We start from the raw sequence: 23,542 nt of genomic DNA, 5'->3' as shown, positions 1-23,542 counted from the left end.
CAGTATTTAAAAATATAATTTAATTTATTGATTTTAATGAATAAAAATAAAAACATTTTTAATGTTCACATTTTTTTATGCTTGTTCTTTTATTCACATCATATACTTTTGTCGCCAATTGATGACACCAAACCGAATAAATATGTTTTATAAATTAAATCAATTAATTAAATGTCTCTTTTTTGAGACACCACAATATACCATTGTCGTAATTTAGAGACACTCCTTTAAAACAATTAATTTTTCTAACTCATAATTCAAGCATTATTAACCAAAAAAACATTTAAATAACATTGCTTTTATCATGAAAATCTACTAGAAAAATCAAATAACACAGTAAATTTAATAACATATAAACGCCACATGTAGAGAAAAATATTATCTGTGATAAAGAAATGAAAAAATAAAGGCCCTGACAAATATGCAGAACCTTATGAAGAAATAAATACTTAATATTAACCTAACTGCTTACGTGCATTGCGGAAAATACGCATCCACGGGCCATCTTCTCTCCACTCTTTGGGATGCCAGGAATTACTGACCGTACGGAATACCCTTTCAGGATGTGGCATCATCACAGTCACGCGACCATCAAGGCTGGTGACAGAAGTGATCCCCTCAGCGGAACCATTGGGGTTTGCAGGATAATTTTCTGTCGCCTGACCATAATTATCCACAAATCGCATTGCAACCTGCTGGTATTTTTTCAATTCAGCTAAACTCTGGCTGTTTCTGAACTCTACCTGACCTTCACCATGAGCAACCGCAATGGGTAAACGAGATCCCGCCATGCCCTGCAAAAATAACGAAGGGCTGTCCACGACTTCAACCAGACTGAAACGAGCTTCATAACGTTCTGAACGGTTACGTACAAAACGCGGCCAATGTTCTGTGCCCGGAATCAGTTCATGCAGGTTAGAAATCATCTGGCAACCATTACATACACCAAGAGATAATGTATCCGGTCTTGCAAAGAAGTTCGCAAAATCGTCACGTACCCGTGAATTAAATAGAATGGATTTCGCCCAACCTTCACCTGCACCAAGAACATCTCCATATGAAAAACCGCCACAGGCCACCAATGTCTGGAACTGTTCCAGAGTGATCCGCCCACTCAACAAATCACTCATATGGACATCCACGGCTGCAAAACCTGCACGATGGAATGCTGCCGCCATTTCGACATGGGAGTTAACTCCCTGTTCACGCAATACAGCAACTCGCGGACGTACTTGTTTCGATATGTAACAAGCCGCAATGTCTTCTGCCGGATCAAAGGTTAATTTCACATTCAGGCCGGGATCACTCACATCCTGTTTTGCCTGGTGTTCTTGATCAGCACATTCAGGATTATCACGCAGACGCTGCATCTGCCAGGTTGTTTCTGCCCACCATAAACGCAATGTATTACGATTTTGACGATAAACTTCCATATTGTTGCTGAAGATAACAAAGTCATCTCCCGCTTTAGCCTTGCCTAAATAGTGTAAGCATTCACTGAGTCCATAATCAACTAACAGCGCTTCAACCTGCTGTCTGTCTGTTTCACGAACCTGAATCACCGCACCTAATTCTTCACTAAACAGTGCCCCCAGGATATCTTCATCAAATGCGCTGATATCGGCATGTAAACCACAGTGTCCTGCAAATGCCATCTCTGCCAATGTCACCAGCAAGCCACCATCAGAACGGTCGTGATAAGCCAGCAGTTTTTGTTCTGCAATCAACTGTTGGATCGCCTTAAAGAAATTAGCAAGTTGTTCCGTACTGCGAACATCTGCGGTCTTATCACCAAGCTGGCGATAAACCTGAGCCAATGCCGTTCCTCCCAGTGCATTTTGTCCTTGTCCCAGATCAATCAGCAATAACGCATTATTATCATCGGTAGACAATTCTGGTGTGACAGTACAGCGAACATCTTCCACCCGTGCGAACGCACTGATAACTAATGAAAGCGGAGCTGTCATTTCACGCTCTTCACCATCCTGAACCCAGCAAGTTTTCATCGACATGGAATCTTTACCGACAGGTATAGTCAAGCCTAACGCAGGACATAATTCCTCACCTATCGCTTTCACCGCCACGTACAATCCGGCATCCTCTCCGGCATGACCTGATGCTGACATCCAATTCGCTGACAGTTTCACCCGCTTCAAATCCTGTACATAAGCCGATGCAATATTAGTCAACGCTTCCCCGACAGCCATACGTGCTGATGCAGCAAAATCCAGCAGAGCAACAGGAGCACGTTCTCCCATCGACATAGCTTCACCATAATAGCTATCCAGACTGGCTGTTGTGACTGCGCAATCTGCAACAGGGATTTGCCATGGCCCAACCATCTGGTCTCTTGCTACCATGCCTGTTATCGAACGATCGCCTATGGTAATCAGGAATGTTTTCTCTGCTACTGCGGGTAAATGCAAAACACGTTTTACTGCTTCGGCTAAATCAATATTTGCGCGCTCCAGCCCTTTACCCTGTGCTTTTAGTGAATTTACATTTTTCAGCATTTTGGGTGTGTTGCCGAGCAGAACATCCAACGGTATATCAATTGGCTGGTTATCAAAATGATTGTCGTTCAATAGCAGGTGACGTTCTTCTGTCGCTTCGCCGATCACTGCATACGGAGCACGCTCACGCCGACAAATATCTTCAAACAGGGGAAGCTGTTCCGGTGCGACAGCTAATACGTAACGTTCCTGAGATTCATTACACCATACCTGCAATGGTGTCATACCCGGTTCATCATTAAGGATATTTCGTAGCTCAAAACGGCCTCCTCGTCCTCCATCACTGACTAATTCAGGCATTGCATTTGATAAACCACCCGCCCCAACATCATGGATAAACAAAATAGGGTTCTTAGTACCAAGCTGCCAGCAACTGTCGATGACTTCCTGACAACGACGTTCCATTTCTGCGTTATCGCGTTGTACAGAGGCAAAATCCAGCTCCGCATCAGATTGGCCCGATGTCATTGAAGAAGCGGCTCCGCCACCCAGACCAATATTCATACTTGGGCCACCCAGTACAATCAATTTGGCGCCAACAGGGATCTCCCCTTTCTGAATATGTTCTTCACGAATATTCCCGATGCCACCGGCCAGCATGATTGGTTTATGGTAGCCACGTAATTCTGCACCGTTATGGGATTCCACTTTCTCTTCATATGTTCTGAAATACCCCAACAATGCCGGGCGGCCAAATTCATTATTGAATGCCGCCCCACCCAAAGGGCCTTCTAACATGATATCCAGTGCGCTGACAATCCGTTCAGGTTTACCAAATTCTTCTTCCCACGGTTGTTCAAATCCGGGGATTTTCAGATTCGAGACAGAAAAACCAACCAACCCGGCCTTGGGTTTTGCTCCCCGCCCTGTTGCTCCTTCATCACGAATTTCCCCGCCAGATCCTGTTGCCGCTCCCGGCCAGGGAGAAATTGCTGTCGGATGGTTATGGGTTTCGACTTTCATCAAGATATGGGCAGGTTCCTGATGATAGTCATATACTCCCTTTTCAGGATCAGGGAAAAATCGTCCTACCTGAGAACCTTCCATTACCGCTGCGTTGTCTTTATAAGCAGAGAAAATATGATCCGGTGTCTGTTCAAAGGTATTTTTAATCATTTTAAACAGAGATTTTGGTTGCTCCTGCCCATCGATCACCCAATCCGCATTGAAAATTTTGTGGCGACAATGTTCAGAATTCGCCTGCGCGAACATGTAGAGTTCAACATCAGTTGGATTACGCCCTAATTTCTGGAAAGCTTGTAATAGATAATCAATTTCATCTGCTGCCAGCGCTAATCCCAACTCAACATTGGCAGATTCCAATGCAGTCCGCCCTGATTGCAAAATATCAATTTGCTTCAATGGCGCAGGCGGCTGGTGAGAAAACAGTGCTTCGGCCTGTTCAAACTGAGTAAATACACTTTCCATCATGCGATCGTGCAATAATGCAGATAACGCCTGCCACTGTTTGTCATCCATTGCCTTTCCGTGGATATTACTCTGGATAACATCAGATTGGATATAGTAGGCAATCCCTCTTTCCAAACGGACGATCTGTTTCAGTCCGCAATGGTGAACTATCTCTGTCGCTTTTGATGACCACGGCGATATTGTCCCTGGCCGGGGAGTGACTAAAAACAGTTGACCTTTAGGTTCATGTTCAGCTAAAGAAGGGCCATATTTTAGTAGCCTGTTTAATTTTTCCTTTTCTTCTACCGTAAGAGGTGAATTTATTTCTGCAAAGTGTACATATTCTGCATAAATTGCTGCCACGGGAAGCTGCTGAGCTTGACACTGGGAAAGGAGCTTAGTAATACGAAACGCTGATAAAGCGGGCGAGCCACGCAGAATTTCCATAGTAATAGGTTCTCTCATCTTAGAAGCAAAGCCTGACTGATGCCTTAGGGGGAAACGCCGACATTATAAAGGAATGTTTTCTCTGACGAAACCGTTTGCGTGAGCATTAATTAATCTAACAACACATTCAATGGATTTTTAAAATTGATTCAATAGGGTTGCAGATCTCAATTTTGTTGCGCAAAATTCCCGATTACTGGAAATTTAACCATGCTATTATCTGACATTTCATACGGAGCCTAACCGTACTGACGAGAGATAACTGTTTGAGCAATATCAAGATAAATTATTTTGTCATCGTCATTATCGCGCTCCTCTCTGCCACAATCATTGGTCTCAACATCAGTTGGCCTAATAAACAGCAGGAGCAGATAAACAGGATCTTGGCACGGGGAGAACTTCGGGTGAGTACCATCAGTTCTCCTCTGATTTCACTTAATGATAAAAATGAACCTGTAGGATTTGATTATGACTTAACCAAACGATTTGCTGACTATCTGGGTGTCAAACTGAGTATTCAGTTTCGTTCTAATATCAGCCAGCTTTTTGATGACTTGAACACTGATAAAGCCGATTTTTTAGCTGCCGGTCTTATCTATAACAAAGAAAGACTCGACCAAACACGGACTGGCCCAGCCTATTATTCAGTATCCCAACAATTGGTTTATCGCAAAGGTACAGTGCGCCCACGTTCTTTTGCTGATTTAAAAGGCTCACTGGTTGTTACCGCTGGCTCTGCCCATGTCAGTGAACTAAAACAGTGGAAAGAAAAATCTTATCCTGATTTAACTTGGGAAGAATCGTCACGTCACAATACCCAACAATTGCTTGAGCAAGTATCCGAAGGAAAAGTTGACTATACGATCAGCGATTCAATCAGCCTTGCTCTGCAACAGCGCATCCATCCCAATCTGGCTATCGCTTTTGATGTCAGTGAAGATAAACCATTAACCTGGTATTTGAAACGTAATGATGACTATAGTCTCTACTCAGCAATGCTGGATTTTTTCAATATGCTGACTGAAAACCATATAACGCCACGGCTGGAAGAAAAATATTTCAGCCATATTGGCTCATTCGATTACTTTGACACTATCTCATTCATTCGTGCAATTAATAACTTATTGCCAACATATCAGCCTATTTTTGCGAAATACGCAGATTCTCTCGACTGGCAATTAGTTGCAGCTATCGCATGGCAAGAATCACATTGGGATCCACAAGCAACTTCTCCCACAGGCGTTCGTGGCATGATGATGCTGACTCGCCCAACAGCAGAATGGGCAGGAGTCAAAGACCGCCTTGATCCAGACGAAAGTGTGAAAGGAGGAATGGCTTATCTGCATTATCTGATGTCTCGTTTGCCAGATACTATTCCCGAAGATGAGAGGATTTGGTTCGCATTAGCCGCTTATAATATGGGGTATGGGCATATTCTTGACGCCCGGAAATTAACGACTATGCAAAAAGGTGACCCTGACCGCTGGATGGACGTTAAATCACGCATTCCTCTATTAAGTAAGAAAAAATACTATGCCAATACCACATACGGTTATGCACGCGGTTATGAAGCTTATCGCTACGTCGAAAATATCCGCCGTTATTACCAAAGCTTAGAAGGCTATCTGAGAGCACAAAACAACCGCAACAAGGCAGAAAAGCCCAATATACCTACGGAAAAAACCATCGTCAGCAATCCTGATGATACAAATAAGAATGCTTTATAACTTTTTATGGTGCTTCCTGCTGCTGTTTTTTCAGATTTTTTAATTCCTTATGTTGCTCCCTGCGTTGCTTAAAAAACGCACTCAACATAGTGGAGCATTCTTGTCCCAATACTCCGCCAGTAATCTCAATCTGGTGATTCATACCGGGATGACGCAAAATATCAATCAATGACCCTGCCGCACCGGTTTTCATATCACTTGCACCATAAACTAATCGCTGTATCCGGCTGTGGATCATTGCTCCCGCACACATAACACACGGTTCCAAAGTAACATATAGTGTTGTGTTCAACAGACGGTAATTTTTTAGTTGAGTCCCTCCACGCCGTAGTGCAACAATTTCTGCGTGAGCTGTCGGATCATGGCCTGTAATGGGAAGGTTATAGCCTTCTGCAATAATTTTATTATCCGCCACCAACAGCGCACCCACAGGGATCTCACCTTGTGCCTGCGCCTGCATTGCCAAATCCATGGCCCGACACATCCAATATTCATCACTATATATTTCTGCCACTGCATGTTCTCTTGCTAATATAAATCCTGTTAATTATATACCTATTCATAATGTTGGTTTACTCAGCCTGAATTTCGTCAAAAAAATCGTTCAGGAATTGCTCCATACGTTTTGTTCTTTCATGAGCCATTTGCTTGCCTGTAACCGTCTGAAAACCAGCTTCTATTTTGAATAATTTAGTATAAAAATGATCGACAGCATAAGCGTGATCATCATATTCACGCTGCTTTGCTAAAGGATCATAAGTTTCATACAAACCTGAACGCATACGCCCTGCCGTATAAAAACAGCGAGCAACTCCCATCATTCCTATGGAATCCAGCCGATCAGCATCCTGTACAATTTTGGCTTCCAGTGTTGTTGGTGTTAATCCGGCAGAGAAACTATGCGCTTCAACGGCATGGCAGACAGCAGTAATATCTGCTTCGTTCCATCCGAGATCTTTTAATATTAAGGCTGCTTTATCTGCGGCCATACGAGAGGCTAAATGTCGGTTTGGATCGTTTTTCTCTACACTAACACAATCATGTAATAAAACCGCCGCAAAAACTAACCGTAAGTTCCCACATTCTGCTTCACAAATTTTTTTGGCGTTTTTCCAAACCCGATACAAATGAGCAATATCATGCGCACCATCATCATCTTCTATCGCGACAGGTAAAATCCGTTGGGCTAAATCGTCAAATGGTAAAAAAGATAACATTGCTAAGATCTCTGAATAATGGAATGAATGGAAAGATCATTTTAACAAAAAGCGATCAGAACAAAACGAAGTTTGATAATTAAGATAGCTTTTCTTAACATAACTGATCGATTGCATATAGGCCATAGTGCATTTTCCTTTGGCGAGAAAGATACCTACTATAGCAACTGACCGCCTTTCACTGACCGCCTTTCTTAGAAATTACACTTATTAGGAGAATCCAATTATCTAAATAATAACAAAGTGGTTACAATTTTAGACAATCTAAATGATAGAAATATTATATCTATTTCTCCTCGTGATAAATAAGTGGATAAGGAATAAAAAGATAAGTAATAGCGTTTAGAAAAAGTTAAAAAGTTGGAAATTTAACTGGTTAGCAATCTCAAGATATTAATAGAGGCTTTAGCCAACTCTTTTAATTTAATATTTTGAAAAAACAATGATTTTAAAAACCACAATAAAATCGGAAATTACTTTTTTCGTTTCATTCATGATAGATGTTAGGTTTTGCCTTGCATCAGTATAGTTAAGCGTTTTCATATTCACCTCATTTTTAACATATGGTTAATTATGCAAAAAAGCCAAACATGTACACATACAAATACAGATTTGAAAGCCAGTATTGCGGCTGAGCATTTTTCTGCTTTTAGAGAGAAACTGCTTATTACCAGAATAAAACAATGGACAGAGAACTGAATTGAAGAAGAATCTTACACAAGTTTAGAGTGGTATTGATATTTTTCCCTAATACCAGGGTCATAATTAATATTGCATCATAATAGCATCCTCACTTCTTCCCTATGTACTAGTGCCTATTCCACCAATAAGCGCGCCTATTTGCGCTTTGTTTCTATTGTTGATAATCAGATTAGCAAGTTTATGGGATATCCACGATTCTTATACCATATGTGGATGCCTGGCTGTGCAAGCACTGAATTGATATGGTTTGCCGCCATATATTTTTGGCGTCATGTAAACGGCTTGCCTGCGTCACGATGTCATCAGCACCTTATTTTCCTTTTACTAGTGTTTACCATAACATAGCTCAATTTCTTACTTATAGGAATGGAGCCATTTTCTCATCATCATGCCACTGAAAAAGCATCCATCACATCAGTATATGAACATAAATAAATATATTGGATAAATAATCGTATAATTTATTAATCATAGTTATTACTATTAAACATTTGTTATTTTTTATATATACAACTTATTTTGTTATAAATATAATTTCTTTTCACTAGATTTTTTTTACTAATAGATAATAAACTTAATTTGATTTATTGTTACTCTTGCTTATGAGATTCTATTATTTAATTTAGGAAATACTTATATGAAAGACTATATTTCTGCTGTGTGCGAAGAAGTTTCTTCAATTCTTATCGTTGATAGAAATAACATCAATGAAAACTCTTCATTAATTAATGAGTTAGGAGCTGACTCATTAGACATTATTGACCTTTCATTTAATCTTGGGAAAAGATTCAAAATTATCATGCCAACAAAAAGTATTTTTACTCATGTTCAAGGAACTTTCCCAGAAAACATCATAAATAAATTATTAATTGGAGATACCCTTACTAAGGAAGGAAAAGAATTACTCTCTTCTAGCTGTTACAATTATACATTAGAACAATTGAATTCCATTCATACATTAGGTGATTTATTTGGTGAAACTAATATTCACAATTGGGCTTCATTATGTAAGTCTGTTTGTGAATCAGATAGTAAAAATGCAGATGATATTATTTTGACAGAAATTAGAAAATATTATCATGATGTATTAATTAAATAACAGCAATTATATTAAGAAATTGACGTTGTATGGGTAATCCAGAGAATAGATATAAAGTTGTTAATAAGGTAGAAGTTAATATGGTTGGTATAACTACAGAGAAAGTGGCTGTAACCGGTTATGGTTTAATTGTTCGTAATCATGATTGCCCAAATAATTTGTTCAATTCATTGATGGAGAAAAAATCACTTATCTGTGAAGATGAATTATTAAGAAAATATGGAATAAATAATATCCCGAGTGCAAAATTAACCTCCATAGATATAGATAGGTTACATAACCAATTCCGTACTACAGGGCAATCATCCAATAATCTTGTTTTATTGATGGCTTATTGTGCAGGTGTAAATAGTTTGCAAATGGCAGGATTAACCCACAAGAAGCTAAGGCAATATAAGTGTGAATTATTTTTTGCCAATAATAAGCTGTTTATTGATAATGATGCTCTGAGTCATTACTTCAATGGGAATAAATTATCCACAGAATATATTGACATTGAACATCTTGGGGCGCTAATGCGACCATATGAAATTGCTGAAAAGTTAATTGAACATTTTCATATATTGGGGCAGCCAGGAGTCTATAGTGATGCTTGTACAGCAGGCATGGTGGCACTCTATTCTGCGTATCTTTCCATTAAAACTGGTCGGACGAATATAGCCCTGGTTGGGGCTTCTGAAGAAGCAACTCACCCTATAGTGCAGATATTGTTCAATAAAATTGGCGCACTTTATAATGGTAATTTTACAGAATTAAACCAATCTTCGCGGGCATTTGATAAAGATAGGGCAGGCTGCGTTATGGCTGATGCTTCTGCATTTCTGGTTGTTGAAAATTATTCTCATGCTATTGCCAGAAAGGCCAAGATATTAGCTGAGATTGCAGGTATGTCCAGAAAATCTGAAGGTTATAAAATGACATCAACGGATTTATCGGGGCAATATTATCGCGACTGCATGTCTTCAGCACTGAAGGATGCTGAATTACTACCTGAAGATATAGATCATATCAATTCTCATGGTACTTCAACTGCTAATAATGATCTTGCGGAAAGTAAAGCTATTAATGCACTTTTTCCACATAATCCCCCCGTTATTTCCACTAAATCAGCGATAGGACATTCGTTAGCAGCGAGTGGATTATTGGAAGCAATACTTTCAATTGAATCCCTAAATAATAACCGACTTCTTCCCAGCCTTAATTTTTCTGAATTAGGAAAATTTGATGGTTTAATTAATGTGAACAGCACCGCAAAAGAAATGCATACCAGGCATATATTAAGTAATTCCTTTGGCTTTGGTGGAGAAAATAGTAGCTTGATCTTAAAACGAACAGAGGGATAAGTCATGGGGATTTATATAACCAGAGGGAGTAGTTTACTTCCTGATAGCCTGAGCATGGATGACATTATTTATGGCAATATAAAGGAAGCATATTTATCAGACAATACACCACGTTTGCCACATATTATAGGAGAGAGATTCATCAAAAAAGGTGATTTTGTCATGCCTTCCATGGATAAAATGATCCGGCGAGCAGCGCATGAACAAAGTCAGTGGGTGCTCTATACCGGCATTAAAACCTGGGAAAATAGTATTGGTGCAAACTTTACTCCCGAACAACGTGGACTGTTTATTGGATTAGGAACAAGTGATAGCGACAATAATTTTTATCTCATTGCATCTGATACAAAAGATGATAAGGATTATGTTTCCAAAGCATTAGTGGAGACCCCACCGTTGATGGGACTGATGCTATTGAATACTTCAACAGCCAGTCTCTTGTCACAACATCTTAATATCACCGGTGATAACGCTTTCTTTTCTCCTCATGTTGATGCTGGAGGTCATGCCCTGCTGGAAGGTTATTACAGTATCAAAGAAAAACGCAGTCAGTTTGCACTTTGCGGTGGTAATGCCCAGAAAATCTTAACATGGTATTACCTTGCTTATGAGCACTTACTCGGTGATACACCGTGGTTACCAGCGGAAGCCGCCTCGTTTATCTCCTTACATGAAGATAGCCAAAATGCTGATGGTGAGATTACTTATGTTAACCGAATGATAATTTACGATAGTAATCAATATACTCGTTTCTTGTCGAAAATAATTACATCAGGTTTATCACCACATCAAATAATCCATGTTGGAAAAGTTGATAGTGAATATATCCCATTAACGTATAAAATTTTTTCTGATGCCGTACAGTTTAATCTTGATAAAGCTATAGGATATACAGGGCCTGCCGCATCTTTTATTGCCATCAATCTAGCCATTGAAATGTCCCAAAAAACTTTGGGTATAGATAACACCCATGCAAACCTTATCTATCAACAACCGTCCCCTTTGGTGCTGATATTGGTTCATGGTCTGGAAAAACAGTGCATTGCTGTTTTGCTTCGTATGAAAATGGCTGAGAGAGAATTGTGATGATATCTGACCGTCGTGTTGTTGTTACAGGTATGGGGGTCGTGAGTGCTTTTGGAACCCATCTTGATACTGTCTGGAAAAAGCTCTGTGATGGAGATCAGCAGTCAGGTCACTAGCATTTGAAGATAATGGTGTACTGCCTGTTAAATATGCAGCCCAGATTGATTTTAATACCTTACTTACTGAAAATTCAGCCTATCTACCAGAATCAGGCATTACGGACAAGCGTGGTATTATGGGAATCATTTCAGCGTCTAAGGCCTTGGAAGATGCTGGGTTATCTATGCCGATACAAGGAGATGAACAACATATCGGCATTTATGGATGTAGTGGAGTAACGGCAATATCAGAAGATGACAGGTATCTGTTGCGCAAGAGCCGTCATGATGGAGATACTGAACAACAAGTTATTGAAACCTTGTTCAAACAACGCCATAACTTAAATTTCTATTCCGGCATAAGGTGCAGCAACGATGGCATGGTAAAAGCAATTGCCAACCGATTTTATTTATCAGGACCTGCGATAAATGTGAATGCCGCTTGTGCTGGAGCCACTCATGCAATCGGGCTGGCTTGTCAATCCATAAAAAGGGGGGAAGCTTCCATAATGCTGGCTGGTGGGGCAGATTCAGTCATAAATCTACATGCCTTGATCGGGCTGACATTATTGGGAGCCACTGCCACAACAGAAAAGTGGGGGAATAGACTTTGTCGCCCCTTTGATAAAGATCGTAGTGGACTAGTTGCTGGTGAAGGTGGTGCGTTTTTAGTTCTTGAAAGTGAAGAAAGTGCTTTACGCCGAGGGGCTAAAATTTATGCTGAAATTAAAGGCTATGGAGCTTCCTTGGATGCCTATAAATTGACGGCACCTCATCCTGATGGGGTTAGTGCAGAAAATGCCATTAAGCGAGCTATCAAGGATAGTGGTTTATATCTGCATCAGATCGACTATATCAATGCTCACGGTACATCAACGCCATTGAATGATGCACTGGAATCAGCTGTAATAAAACGTATTTTTGATTCACGACCTCCTTTGGTTTCATCAACCAAATCTATGTTAGGCCATTGGATAGCAGCAGCAGGAGCCATTGAAGCGGTGGCGACGGTTTTGACTGTGAAGCATAAATTCATTCCACCTACCATTAACCTTAAAACTACCGATCCGCTTTGTGATTTGGACTATGTCCCGAATTATGGGCGCCCTTTCCCTGTAAAGAACGCGATAACCAACTCATTTGGCTTTGGTGGAATTAACTCCTGCTTAGTGATAGGGGATTACGATGGAAAAAAATAGGATAGTAAAACTCGTTACTCACAACATAATCACCCCTTGTTATCTATTTAATAGCCTGGATTATGAACAAGATGGCAATGAACTGATTAAAAATAAAAAGCTTAGGCGTTTTTATTCTACTGGAACGAAAAAAGGACTTATTTCAACCAGAAAAGCTTTAATTTCAGCTAAATTAGATATCAGTGATCCTAAAATAAGATTTGGTTTGTATACCACGCAATATGGATATCTTCATCCGTTGCCTTCGGAACTATTACCCGAATATGGACAAATCAAAGCAAGCAATACAAATAATATTTTTCAGACTATCTGGCAATGTGAACGAGTGAATCCTTTTTTAATCACCCTTTCACTCAGTAATAACTTGCTAGGGGTGCTTTCTCAAGAATTAAAATTGCAATGTGATTGTGCTTCTTTTTTACGTGGAAATTTAGGATTACTGTCGGCATTCCGTGAAGCTGAGTTATGCCTGAATAATGATTTAATTGATTATGCCTTGGTAGTTGCTTCCGGTATAGGGAGTGTAACCCAAGATATCCACTCTGGATTTTCCGGTAGCGGTGTTGAATTTGGTGTTACGTTCGTTCTCACAAGAGTTGGAAATCAGGCGCCACAAGATAACTCACATCTTATTGATATTACAAGATTATATCAGAATTACCGTGAGGGGAATTATGCTGCTGAAACTATCCTTTTTATCAAGGACATAGCAGATCGTATAAAGTCCCAAAAGCAGATTGAAACCGTTATTTAACAATAGGAATTACAATGGAAAGTTATGCTACTTTTTGTAAACCTCAACTGACTCGTGCATTGATTTCACTTCGTTTAGATAGAACTTATCACCGAGCAGCGGGTAATTTTCTCTATTACAACGATGAAAATGATAAAGAAATTCCTGTATTGGATCTATTGGGAGGATATGGTGCGACATTATTAGGCCATAACTCTCCTTTTATAAGAGAAAAAATAAAACGTTATCTTGACGAAGAAATACCCGTTCATAACCAATTTTCCATCAAAAAACCCGCAGCATTATTGGCTGAACGCCTTAATGAGTTACTGAAAGAAGAAACTGGCACTCATAGTAATTTTTTATTCTGCTTTGCGAGTACAGGGGCAGAGTCGATAGAAATTGCACTGAAAAGTGCAGAATTTACGCGTAATGCTCAACTGGAGGAATTAGGGCAAGAAATCGTGACGGCTATTGCCAAAATCAGTGATGGTAAAGAGATTGTACTAACAGAGGAACAACGCCAGCACTTGCAATTGGGGGAAAATGCATCTGTTGAGGAGATAAAATTAGCATTGGCAGCATTTACCCAGAATCGATTAGATAAAAAACCCATATTTTTAGCGCTTGAAAATTCTTTCCATGGAAAGACCATGATAACGGCCAATTGTACATATGGTGCCATGTATCGCCATTATCTGAGAAGAATGAAAATAGATACACAGTTCCTTTCTTCTGAAGAATTGCATGAATTTGCAAGCATGGGGGGAAAAACTAATGATATTTTTAATGGTTGGTTATGGTCACCGCAAGAAGAGAATAACCAAATTATTTTAACGAAGAAACCATTCAGAGTTGTTACTGCATTTTTGGTAGAACCTGTACAGGGAGAGGGAGGCATTTACCCACTTAATACAGAACAAATTGGAGAAATTAACCGGTTAAAACAGATATTAGGTTGCCCAGTTATTGCCGATGAAGTCCAATCAGGGTCAGGAAGATGTGGATTTCTGGTAGCATCTAGTGATACAGGCCTTGATGCCGACTATTACGTTCTTTCCAAGGCCTTGGGCGCCGGATATGTCAAGATTGGAGTGGTTGCTATCCGTCAGGAAAGCTTTACCCCAGGATTTGATGTCATCCAAAGTTCCACCTTTGGTGAAGATGATTTCTCTTGTCAGATAGCACATGATTTCGTCAATCTTCTACATGCTGATCAGCGCTACTTATTGAAACAAGTGACTCAATTAGGAGAGGAGTTCAGGACACGACTGAATATACTGAAAGAACAATATCCTGATGTTATTCGAGATGTTCGTGGCAAGGGATTGCTTTGGGGAATAGAGTTTCATGATGTCATTAATTCTGACTCCTATATTTTGCAGAATATTGCCGTACAAAACAGCTTGGGCTATGTCATTAGTGGGCATTTATTGTGTGGTAGCCATATTCGTGTCGCACCTTCTGGAAGTGCAGCAAATGTGATTCGTGTAGAGCCATCAGTATTTCTGGAAGTTGAACAAATTATTCGGTTTGCTGAGGCCCTTTCCAAAGTTTGCCTGGCTATTCATCATGCTGACGCAGGGTTTATCGTTGCCCCCTTACTTGGGAAAAAAAATCTTACCATTTCTACAGATTATCGACGTATGGAAAGCCCTCAGCATGATGACAGAGAAGCTGACTATAAAGTGGCTTTTATTAACCATCTGATTTCTGCAAGCGGGATGAGGGAGGTTGATCCATCATTCAGTATATTTAGTGACGAAGAACTGGAACTGTTTGTTGAAAATTCCACCTTTAATCTCGCGACCAAACCTTTCAAAGCAGCACGTATCCGCTCTGGTAATGGTAAATCAGTAGAATTCACCCTATATCCGCTAACAGTGACTTCAAAAATGATCAAAAAAGCACTGGAAAAAAATGATCTAGGACGGTTGCGACATGAAATTGATGTCCGGATTACCCAAGCAGCCTCTGATGGTAATACGGCCGTTGGATTGGGAATGTTTACTTCTATCATCACCAATAATGGCAAATCCTTAAAAAATACGCCAATCAGCGTGACAACAGGCAATGCCTTGACTATAAGCATCGGAATTGAAGCATTGCAAAAAAGTATTGCAGATCGGGACATGGTTAACATGCGGATTGCGATTGTGGGAGGAGCTGGGAATATCGGAAGTGTTTATGCAGAGATATTATGCCCCCAATTTCAGGAAATGGTATTGATAGGTAGCAATAACCATGGTTCGCTGAAAAAGCTGGATATGGTGAAATACCATATCTATAAAAATATCTATGAACAGTTCATTGTTAACAGGATGCCAGTAACTGAGGGATTAGCAAAAAGAATAGTAGATAGCCTTTCCACTATGCCTGTTGATTACCTCATTAATAAAGAAAATGTAGGAATGGAGATAGATCGCTATTTGAACCAAAATTACCCAGCTCAGACATTTATCCACACCTCCCAAAATATTTCTGATATTGAAAACTGTGATGTGGTTGTATGTGCTTCGAATGCTTCAGAGGCATTTTTGTCGGTTGAAAAAATCAAAGAAAGGGCAATCGTCTGTGATATTTCAGTGCCACATAATCTTTCTGACGAAGATATTCTTAGACGGCCAGATATCAAAATATTGCGGGGTGGGATTGTTCAGACACCCAATAATGATAGCTTAGATCCCCGCGTGCGTGCCTATTTAAAAGAAGGGCAGATTTATGCTTGCATGGCAGAAACGGTTTTATTGGGGTTGGAAGAGTACAAAGGGAATTTTTCATACGGGAATATCTCTGTTACTCAGGTGATCGATATTATGACAATCGCCAAAAAACATAATTTTACCTTATCTGATATCAAGGAGAATTCAAGTTTATGAGTCATCATGGAGAGTTAAAATCAGACACCATCATAAAAAGTGCGATTGTGACGGGAGGCAGCAAAGGCATTGGTAAAGCCATAGTCTTAAGCTTACTGGATAAGGGATATCGGGTTGCTTTTTGTTATCGACATGAAACTCCCCAATTAACCAATTTTATTGCCGAAATGAAGCAAAATCATCCAGATATCTTGCCGATCAAAGCTGATTTAGCCAAAGCAGGAGATGTAAATGCTTTTATTGATAGAGTGATTAACGTGTTTGGTCGTATCGATCTTCTGGTCAACAATGTGGGGTTAACCAGAGATGGTCTGTTGGCTACAATGGAAACTAAGGATATTGAATTATTATTAAATAACAATTTGTTAAGCTATATTTTGTGTAGTCGTGAAGTGCTGAAAATAATGATACCACAACGTAGCGGTCATATTATCAATATTTCTTCAATTTCAGCCACAAGACCGAATAAAGGCCAATCAGTTTATGCGGCCACTAAAGGTGGAATAGAGTCATTGACACGAGCACTTGCAGTTGAGGTAGCGCCTAAAAATATTCGGGTTAATGCTATTGCACCTGGTATTATCCAAACAGAGATGACAGAAACTTTATTAAGGACACATAAGGAATTAATCAATAACAAAGTACTGCTTAAGCGAGTTGGGCAAGTTAATGAAATTACCAGTACAATACATTTTCTGATAGAAAATAATTATATAACTGGTGAAGTAATTAATATTAATGGCGGCATTGCACTAAGTTAAATAAGGAAGAACAATGTTAACATTTATTGTTACCGGTGCAGCAAGCGGTATTGGATTTGCTGTTTGCCAAAAACTTGTTGCAACTGGATATTATGTTATTGCAATTGATATTAACCTAGATGGGTTAAATGAATTAGTAAGTCAATCACCAGAATATATTCATCCCCTCCAAATCGATTTAGTTGAAGAGGAAGCACTAACCAGAGAATTAGTACCTTTGATTAAAGGACGCGAAATAAAAGGTATTGTTGTTAGTCATGGTAAAGCAGATGATAATTATATTGACCAAAATGATATATGGGATTCGGTACTGGCAACCAATTTGCATTCAACCCAACGTCTATTATCACATGTTGTGCCTGATATCGTTTCTGGTGGGCGAATTGTCATTATTTCATCTATTCTTGGCAAGATAGGGACAACACGTAATACTGCCTATTGTGCATCAAAACATGCTTTACTTGGTTTAACCAAATCATTAGCTCTGGATCTTGCGGAGAGACAAATCACCGTAAATGCAGTGTTACCTGCTTGGGTTAATACGCCGATGCTTGTGAAAGGCTTGGAACTACAGGCCCAATTACTAGGATGTTCAACATCGGTCTTATTAAAAAGGGCAGCTAAAAGAATTCCATTGCGACGTTTAGTAACTCCACAGGATGTTGCCAATGCAGTCATGTTTTTCATTTCTCCTGATGCTGCCATGATTACTGCCCAAGGGATAACAATTGATGGTGGTGAGCGGGGAGGAATGTAACATATTCACTCACCAGCCAGATGTTAATATTTCTTTTATTTCTTAAAGGTGTAATAAGAAAATGAAGCACACAATTATTTATGCTCATCCAAATCCTGAAAGCTTTAATCATGCCATTAAAGAAATGAAAAATTTAATCCTATACTTGACAGCCCGGATTTTGAAGCTCTACATCAAGGTGAAGTTTTACCAGATATTGCGAAAAGTCAGGCCATAGTTAAAAAATCTGATCACCTTATTTTTATTTATCCTATTTGGTGGTTTAGTCAGCCAGCTATTCTTAAGGGATGGATTGATCGGGTTTTTTCTAATGGTTTTGCTTATCATGAAGATGAAAATACTTTTATTCCTTACTTGACGGGGAAATCTGCAACTGTATACATCACTTTAGGTACTGAAAAAAATATTCTAGTTCAAAATGGAATGGAAGTAGATCACTTCATGTGCAGTATGACACTCGGTACATTAGAGTTAGTTGGTATTTCTCCAGTTAATGTTATCCCTTTTTATGCTGTTTCTAAGATAAGCAATGAAGAGAGAAAAATAATGTTAGAATCGATAGTTATTTAAAAGTTATTTACATTTTTTATAACCTACTTATCCCATATTGACAATCGAATTATTATAAACGCCAGTCTTTTACATACTGGCGTAATTCCCCTTTTAATTTATTGCAATACTTTTAATAGTTACTATAATTAAAATCCTTAACTACTTAAGGACTTTAATGGTTATAAAATGAATAAAATTTCGGTATTACTCGTTGGTGGTTATGGCGTCGTTGGTCATCAAGTCGCAAAAATCCTCAATAAATATCAACCTGATTTAGAATTAATAGTTGCTGGTAGAAATATTGATAAAGCCCAAAAAATCTCTGAAAATCTAATTAACTCAAAGAGCCTATTTTTTGATATTGAAAAACCTTCTTTACCGAGTGAACTAAAAATTGATATTGTGTTAGCACTTGTTAATGATCCAGATGATAAATTATTACATTTTGCACATCAAAATAATATCGCTTATGTGGATATAACTCGTTGGACGGAACGTTTACAGGTTGCGTTAAGTAAAGCAATAGTTATGCAAAACCAAAAGCCTAGCCATATGATTTTTGCATCATCATGGATGGCTGGAATTGTCGCAACACTCATCAAAGATATCAGCCAGTCATTTAAAAGTATTGATAGTATTGATATGAGTGTCTTATATTCTTTAAATGACAAAGCTGGCCCAAACTCAATTGATTATATGGACAGACTGACAATTCCTTTTATAGTAAAAAATAATGGGAAATACCAAAAAGTTCGTCCTTTTTCGGATGAACGAATAGTTTTATTTAGTGATGGTAACCATCATAAAGTTTTTCGTATTGATATGCCTGACCAATTTATATTACCTTTAATTACAAATGCACAAACTATCGCTACCAGAATGGGTTTTGATAATCCTAAGAGTAATCAATTGTTATCTTTTTTGGTTAAAAAAGGGATTTGGAAACTATTATCAGGTAGAAGAGCTGCTGGCCTTCGTAGAAAAATTTTATATAATCCAGGTCCAGGATATAAACACCAAATTCGCACTGATATACAAGGAATTGATAAAAATGGATATAGTAAATCCATATATTTTCAACTTATTGATTCGGAAGGACAAACACATTTAACAGCAACAGGAGCTGCTGCTTTAGTGATGCAATTAGCGGAACATATAAAGAATAATGCTCCGACAATCTTCAGTACCGGTGAAGTATTTTTAGATATTGAAAAATTGAGAGCGCTGTTATCTGCTGAACATATTCAATTCAGCGTTCATAATAAAATGGAGTAAAAACGTCATGTCATATTTTGTGGTAGCTGACAAAGGTTACGATAGTCTTACATAAGTTGTATCGAACAAGAAGTAATATCAGCGATCATTCTTTGCTTCAACAATTGCTGAAAACCCAATTTGATGCAAAATACATTTGCTAGAATCAAGCACTTTGTGTAATCGCAATAAAATACGATTGCACAAAATGCTCCCACTACGCAGTTGCCAATTATATTGAACATAAGATGTTAACAAGCCCTAATATCCACTACTGGATTGCTGTCGCCATAAGTGTGCAGCAACAAGCGCTTTCCAGGGCGAAAAATCTGCCAGCCATTTTTCAGCCTGTTCAGCATTGACTTTGTTTTCTTGTTTCAGTAGATATTGAAGGTTACGCCTTACTGCCACATCTCCATGCAGAGAACCATTTAAATAATTACACCCCCTTAGCAAGGTATAGTTCACTGTCCATATACCTATGCCTTTAATAGCCAAAAGATTTTCTGTGAACGATTTAACCTCACCCTCAGTATTATTTCCAATGGACAAATTCAGCTCCCCAGAGTCAATCATCCGGCAGACATTCAGCAGAGCCTTAGCCTTACTCATAGAAAAACCACACTGGCATAGATCCTGCTCTGTGCACTGTATGACTTCCTGATAAGTCGGATGACACATCAACCCTGAAGTATGTTTAACACCGATAGCTTGAATAAATCGCCTGCGAATGGAGATCGCAGCACTGACACTGATTTGCTGCCCCATAATCGCCCAGCTCAGTGCTTCAAAAGGTGTTGCTGACTGGTAAATTCGCAGACCTGCTTGTCGGGAGATTAATCCTCCAATAACAGAGTCTTTTTGGTATTGGGATTCAAATACCTCTACGGGCTGTAATAATCCAAGCATATGTGAAGCCAGAAGAGATAAAGAATTTTTTGAATGAAGTGTACTGTCACCGTCAATATCAAGCTGCACTTTTGCCCGTTTTTCCTCCATTGATATAGTCAGTAATGCAGGAACTCCGTGCCAAATGATGCCCTTTTTGACCTGACTCTGCTGTACAATTTCAGAAACACCTTTCTCATCCCGATGGTGAAAAGCCAAAAAATCTCGTGTGTGATAATTATCTGGTAATATAATTTCCATAAAATAGCTTGGTTTCATGACAGAAAACTCCGGCATATCGTTACCCTGATATGTTGGTTTACACATGACTATTTTCCTGATATCAAAAACAGGCACGTATTGCGGTTTTATATTAAGGAGCGTCGTTTTTTTAATATAAAATATACTGTATAAAAATACAAAATTCTGGCAAATGAAACGAACACAGAAATAATTTAACCTATTGATTTTTATTTATAATTTTTATAAGAGATTAAAATGGCACTACTAATTACCAAACGCTGCATCAATTGTGATACATGTGAACCTGAATGCCCAAATCAGGCTATCACTATGGGAGCTGAGATTTATGAGATTGATCCAAAACGCTGTACCGAATGCGTGGGACATTACGAAAAACCAACCTGCCAATCTGTTTGTCCGATAACAAATACCATTATTATCGATATAAATCATAAAGAAACAGAAGAACAACTATGGGACAAATTTGTACTCTTACATCATGCAGATAAAATCTGATAACAATTTTTAGTGTTCACAAAGAAACCAATAAAATAGGTCATTATTTTTTACTGAATAGTATAAATAATGTTGAATAATCTTAATGACCTTATAACTTTTTAAATGTCATTGATAGTGACTGCTTCATATGTATCGGACGAGATTTCTCTCTTTATATCCCCCCGCCTGCGCTGGACGAGGGTTTACAGCATTTTTTTACTCGCTTTCTAATATCACTGTCGCACAAGCATAACGCCGTTCATCTGCCAATGTGACATGCATAGATTTTACATTCAGTTTATCAGCCAGAACTTCTGCTTCACCATGAAGTTTTAATGTTGGTTTCCCTAAAACATCATTAACCACTTCAAACTGATTAAAAGCCAGACCATTACGGATACCTGTTCCAAGCGCTTTAGCTGCGGCTTCTTTGACAGCAAAGCGTTTTGCCAGAAAACGAACCGGCTGATTATGTTGCTGATATTGTTGCCACTCGTTTTCATTCAAGACTCGTTTTGCCAGGCGTTCACCAGAACGCCCAACAATTTCCTCAATACGGGAAATTTCAACAATATCTGTGCCTAATCCGACAATAGCCATTAACGACGAGATTCACGCAACAATGTTTTCATATCAGCAACCGCAGCAGACAAGCCGCTGAATACAGCACGACCAATGATGGCATGACCGATATTCAATTCATGGATCTCCGGTAATGCCGCGATGCGTTGTGTATTGTGGTACGTTAATCCATGGCCTGCATTAACTTTAATACCTTTACTTACCGCATAAGTCGCTGCTTCTTTAATGCGCTGGAACTCTTTCTCCTGCTGCACATCATTTTCTGCATCTGCATATGCACCTGTATGGATCTCAATGAATGGTGCTCCAACTTCTACGGCAGCATCAATTTGTTGGTGATCTGCATCAATGAACAGGGACACAAGAATACCCGCTTCTGATAAACGCTTAACAGCAGCAGCAATATGAGCTTTCTGCCCGAATACATCCAGCCCACCTTCTGTGGTGACTTCTTCACGCTTTTCAGGGACTAAACAACAAAAAGCAGGTTTAATTTGACAGGCTATTTCTACCATCTCATCTGTAACCGCCATTTCGAGGTTCATACGTGTTTGAATAGTTTTTGCTAATAACTGAACATCTCGGTCTGTAATGTGGCGGCGATCTTCACGTAAGTGAACTGTTATCCCATCTGCGCCTGCTTGTTCAGCAACAAATGCAGCTTGCACAGGATCAGGATATTGCGTTCCACGCGCATTGCGCACTGTTGCAATATGGTCAATGTTGATGCCTAACAATACCTCAGCCATTTTTAGCTCCTGCAATAGTATTAGAGAAAATGAAGTTTACATTTCCCAGTATTAAGAGTGATCACATATTAATTTTTCTGATTAAAACTATCTGTCTTTTTGCGCACGAATTGGCGAAATAATTCACGGCTTTTCAACGGCTTTCCACCCAGGTAAGGCTTTAATGCAATACGAGTAAAACGTTTGGCCGCTTTCAAAGTAGTTGGATCAGGAAATTCACGTGCTGCCAGCGCTTTCAATTCATGGCCAGTAAAGCTGTAGTGGTCAACAACCAGACTGGCAATAAACCCTTTTTCTTCACGATAACGGTAAGTCATTGTATCTGTGACAGGCTCACCACTACCGGCACAATGAAGGAAGTCTACACCGTATCCCATATGAGTTAACACAGATAATTCAAAACGACGTAAGGCATATTCGGGGGTATGTTCACTTGCAGCAAGGATTTGTAAACATTGGAGGTAATCGAAAAAAATAGCCGGATATGCAGTGCCTTGTTCAAGAACTCTTGATAAGAGTTCATTCACATACAAACCACTGTACAACACACTGCCTGTTAAAGGCAGAGCCAGAGAAATAGGTTCAGCCTCCCTCAATGTTTTAATTTCACCCCGCCCACTCCAGCGGATCAGCAACGGGGTGAAAGGTTGAAGACAACCTTTAAGGTTAGAACGGCGACTACGTGCACCTTTTGCTAAAACACGTACCCGTCCTTCATGTTCAGTAAAAAAATCCAGCAATAAACTGGTTTCACTGTAAGGGCGCCCATGAAGCACAAAGGCTCTCTGCCAGCCGTCCACAAATT

Annotated in this window: 20 protein-coding genes; 13 read left to right on the top strand and 7 right to left on the bottom strand. The window is 39.2% G+C overall.

Features of this window, described 5'->3' with window-relative positions; translation table 11 throughout:
- Nucleotides 1-455: 455 nt before the first annotated feature.
- Complete coding sequence (gene purL, locus AAC852_RS11035) at nucleotides 456-4,370, bottom strand: phosphoribosylformylglycinamidine synthase (protein WP_340621193.1); 3,915 nt, start codon at nucleotides 4,368-4,370, stop codon at nucleotides 456-458.
- 266 nt (nucleotides 4,371-4,636) lie between these two features.
- Here purL and mltF point away from each other — a divergent pair, with 266 nt between their 5' ends.
- The gene (gene mltF / locus AAC852_RS11030; RefSeq protein WP_340621076.1) at nucleotides 4,637-6,097 is read left to right on the top strand and encodes a membrane-bound lytic murein transglycosylase MltF; all 1,461 of its coding nucleotides are present in this window, start codon (nucleotides 4,637-4,639) and stop codon (nucleotides 6,095-6,097) included.
- Nucleotides 6,098-6,101: 4 nt separating this feature from the next.
- Here the strand turns inward: mltF and tadA are convergent, their stop codons facing one another.
- Both tadA and AAC852_RS11020 read right to left on the bottom strand, forming a co-directional pair.
- Complete coding sequence (gene tadA, locus AAC852_RS11025) at nucleotides 6,102-6,611, bottom strand: tRNA adenosine(34) deaminase TadA (protein WP_340621075.1); 510 nt, start codon at nucleotides 6,609-6,611, stop codon at nucleotides 6,102-6,104.
- A gap of 58 nt (nucleotides 6,612-6,669) precedes the next feature.
- Nucleotides 6,670-7,314, bottom strand: coding sequence for an HD domain-containing protein (locus AAC852_RS11020; RefSeq protein WP_340621074.1), 645 nt, complete (start codon nucleotides 7,312-7,314; stop codon nucleotides 6,670-6,672).
- Between the two features lie 1,339 nt (nucleotides 7,315-8,653).
- Between AAC852_RS11020 and AAC852_RS11015 the strand changes: the two genes are divergently transcribed.
- The 11 genes from AAC852_RS11015 to AAC852_RS10965 all read left to right on the top strand — a co-directional run bounded on the left by AAC852_RS11015 (nucleotide 8,654) and on the right by AAC852_RS10965 (nucleotide 19,798).
- A complete protein-coding gene (locus tag AAC852_RS11015) occupies nucleotides 8,654-9,115 on the top strand; it encodes an acyl carrier protein (protein ID WP_340621073.1) in 462 nt (153 codons plus the stop codon).
- Between the two features lie 29 nt (nucleotides 9,116-9,144).
- On the top strand, nucleotides 9,145-10,458 hold the full coding sequence (locus AAC852_RS11010) for a beta-ketoacyl synthase N-terminal-like domain-containing protein (RefSeq protein ID WP_340621072.1): 1,314 nt from the start codon (nucleotides 9,145-9,147) through the stop codon (nucleotides 10,456-10,458).
- Nucleotides 10,459-10,461: 3 nt separating this feature from the next.
- Nucleotides 10,462-11,544, top strand: coding sequence for a beta-ketoacyl-[acyl-carrier-protein] synthase family protein (locus tag AAC852_RS11005; protein WP_340621071.1), 1,083 nt, complete (start codon nucleotides 10,462-10,464; stop codon nucleotides 11,542-11,544).
- A complete protein-coding gene (locus tag AAC852_RS11000; RefSeq protein ID WP_340621192.1) occupies nucleotides 11,544-11,660 on the top strand; it encodes a beta-ketoacyl synthase N-terminal-like domain-containing protein in 117 nt (38 codons plus the stop codon). Before AAC852_RS11005 ends, AAC852_RS11000 begins: the two co-directional genes overlap by 1 nt.
- A gap of 119 nt (nucleotides 11,661-11,779) precedes the next feature.
- A complete protein-coding gene (locus AAC852_RS10995; RefSeq protein WP_340621070.1) occupies nucleotides 11,780-12,841 on the top strand; it encodes a beta-ketoacyl-[acyl-carrier-protein] synthase family protein in 1,062 nt (353 codons plus the stop codon).
- Nucleotides 12,828-13,595: a hypothetical protein gene (locus AAC852_RS10990; RefSeq protein ID WP_340621069.1), complete on the top strand. Its 768-nt coding sequence runs from the start codon at nucleotides 12,828-12,830 to the stop codon at nucleotides 13,593-13,595. Before AAC852_RS10995 ends, AAC852_RS10990 begins: the two co-directional genes overlap by 14 nt.
- Nucleotides 13,596-13,609: 14 nt before the next feature.
- Complete coding sequence (locus tag AAC852_RS10985) at nucleotides 13,610-16,453, top strand: aminotransferase class III-fold pyridoxal phosphate-dependent enzyme (RefSeq protein ID WP_340621068.1); 2,844 nt, start codon at nucleotides 13,610-13,612, stop codon at nucleotides 16,451-16,453.
- Nucleotides 16,450-17,214 carry an SDR family NAD(P)-dependent oxidoreductase gene (locus tag AAC852_RS10980; protein ID WP_340621067.1) on the top strand — a complete coding sequence of 255 codons (765 nt, stop codon included), beginning with the start codon at nucleotides 16,450-16,452 and terminating at the stop codon, nucleotides 17,212-17,214. Before AAC852_RS10985 ends, AAC852_RS10980 begins: the two co-directional genes overlap by 4 nt.
- Nucleotides 17,215-17,227: 13 nt before the next feature.
- Nucleotides 17,228-17,971, top strand: a complete 744-nt coding sequence (locus AAC852_RS10975) for an SDR family NAD(P)-dependent oxidoreductase (RefSeq protein ID WP_340621066.1) — start codon at nucleotides 17,228-17,230, stop codon at nucleotides 17,969-17,971.
- Nucleotides 17,972-18,112: 141 nt separating this feature from the next.
- Nucleotides 18,113-18,541 carry an NAD(P)H-dependent oxidoreductase gene (locus AAC852_RS10970; RefSeq protein WP_340621191.1) on the top strand — a complete coding sequence of 143 codons (429 nt, stop codon included), beginning with the start codon at nucleotides 18,113-18,115 and terminating at the stop codon, nucleotides 18,539-18,541.
- A 168-nt stretch (nucleotides 18,542-18,709) separates the two neighbouring features.
- Nucleotides 18,710-19,798: a saccharopine dehydrogenase family protein gene (locus tag AAC852_RS10965; protein WP_340621065.1), complete on the top strand. Its 1,089-nt coding sequence runs from the start codon at nucleotides 18,710-18,712 to the stop codon at nucleotides 19,796-19,798.
- A 240-nt stretch (nucleotides 19,799-20,038) separates the two neighbouring features.
- Here AAC852_RS10965 and AAC852_RS10960 read toward each other — a convergent pair whose 3' ends face one another.
- The gene (locus AAC852_RS10960) at nucleotides 20,039-20,992 is read right to left on the bottom strand and encodes a DNA-3-methyladenine glycosylase 2 (protein WP_340621064.1); all 954 of its coding nucleotides are present in this window, start codon (nucleotides 20,990-20,992) and stop codon (nucleotides 20,039-20,041) included.
- A gap of 171 nt (nucleotides 20,993-21,163) precedes the next feature.
- Between AAC852_RS10960 and AAC852_RS10955 the strand changes: the two genes are divergently transcribed.
- Nucleotides 21,164-21,424 (top strand): YfhL family 4Fe-4S dicluster ferredoxin, encoded by a 261-nt coding sequence (locus AAC852_RS10955; RefSeq protein ID WP_340621063.1) that lies wholly within the window; start codon nucleotides 21,164-21,166, stop codon nucleotides 21,422-21,424.
- Nucleotides 21,425-21,622: 198 nt separating this feature from the next.
- On the opposite strand, the gene acpS is transcribed toward AAC852_RS10955, so the two are convergent.
- The 3 genes from acpS to recO all read right to left on the bottom strand — a co-directional run bounded on the left by acpS (nucleotide 21,623) and on the right by recO (nucleotide 23,537).
- Nucleotides 21,623-22,006 carry a holo-ACP synthase gene (gene acpS, locus AAC852_RS10950; RefSeq protein WP_340621062.1) on the bottom strand — a complete coding sequence of 128 codons (384 nt, stop codon included), beginning with the start codon at nucleotides 22,004-22,006 and terminating at the stop codon, nucleotides 21,623-21,625.
- A complete protein-coding gene (pdxJ, locus tag AAC852_RS10945; RefSeq protein WP_340621061.1) occupies nucleotides 22,006-22,737 on the bottom strand; it encodes a pyridoxine 5'-phosphate synthase in 732 nt (243 codons plus the stop codon). Before pdxJ ends, acpS begins: the two co-directional genes overlap by 1 nt.
- Before the next feature lie 68 nt (nucleotides 22,738-22,805).
- A complete protein-coding gene (gene recO / locus AAC852_RS10940) occupies nucleotides 22,806-23,537 on the bottom strand; it encodes a DNA repair protein RecO (protein WP_340621060.1) in 732 nt (243 codons plus the stop codon).
- Nucleotides 23,538-23,542: the final 5 nt, after the last annotated feature.

This window comes from Xenorhabdus siamensis (assembly GCF_037996745.1).
GTDB lineage: Bacteria > Pseudomonadota > Gammaproteobacteria > Enterobacterales > Enterobacteriaceae > Xenorhabdus > Xenorhabdus indica.
This window is presented reverse-complemented; position numbering and strand designations above follow the sequence as displayed.

Bases quoted from the DNA above. Each gene is read 5' to 3' on its own strand.
- AAC852_RS10965 (WP_340621065.1), top strand. From the start codon at position 18,710: ATGAATAAAATTTCGGTATTACTCGTTGGTGGTTATGGCGTCGTTGGT.
- purL (WP_340621193.1), bottom strand. From the start codon at position 4,370: ATGGAAATTCTGCGTGGCTCGCCCGCTTTATCAGCGTTTCGTATTACT.
- pdxJ (WP_340621061.1), bottom strand. From the start codon at position 22,737: ATGGCTGAGGTATTGTTAGGCATCAACATTGACCATATTGCAACAGTG.
- AAC852_RS11015 (WP_340621073.1), top strand. From the start codon at position 8,654: ATGAAAGACTATATTTCTGCTGTGTGCGAAGAAGTTTCTTCAATTCTT.
- AAC852_RS10980 (WP_340621067.1), top strand. From the start codon at position 16,450: ATGAGTCATCATGGAGAGTTAAAATCAGACACCATCATAAAAAGTGCG.
- AAC852_RS10955 (WP_340621063.1), top strand. From the start codon at position 21,164: ATGGCACTACTAATTACCAAACGCTGCATCAATTGTGATACATGTGAA.
- AAC852_RS10960 (WP_340621064.1), bottom strand. From the start codon at position 20,992: ATGTGTAAACCAACATATCAGGGTAACGATATGCCGGAGTTTTCTGTC.
- AAC852_RS10985 (WP_340621068.1), top strand. From the start codon at position 13,610: ATGGAAAGTTATGCTACTTTTTGTAAACCTCAACTGACTCGTGCATTG.
- AAC852_RS11000 (WP_340621192.1), top strand. From the start codon at position 11,544: ATGATATCTGACCGTCGTGTTGTTGTTACAGGTATGGGGGTCGTGAGT.
- AAC852_RS10990 (WP_340621069.1), top strand. From the start codon at position 12,828: ATGGAAAAAAATAGGATAGTAAAACTCGTTACTCACAACATAATCACC.
- AAC852_RS10975 (WP_340621066.1), top strand. From the start codon at position 17,228: ATGTTAACATTTATTGTTACCGGTGCAGCAAGCGGTATTGGATTTGCT.
- AAC852_RS11020 (WP_340621074.1), bottom strand. From the start codon at position 7,314: ATGTTATCTTTTTTACCATTTGACGATTTAGCCCAACGGATTTTACCT.
- AAC852_RS11010 (WP_340621072.1), top strand. From the start codon at position 9,145: ATGGGTAATCCAGAGAATAGATATAAAGTTGTTAATAAGGTAGAAGTT.
- AAC852_RS10995 (WP_340621070.1), top strand. From the start codon at position 11,780: ATGGGAATCATTTCAGCGTCTAAGGCCTTGGAAGATGCTGGGTTATCT.
- AAC852_RS11005 (WP_340621071.1), top strand. From the start codon at position 10,462: ATGGGGATTTATATAACCAGAGGGAGTAGTTTACTTCCTGATAGCCTG.
- acpS (WP_340621062.1), bottom strand. From the start codon at position 22,006: ATGGCTATTGTCGGATTAGGCACAGATATTGTTGAAATTTCCCGTATT.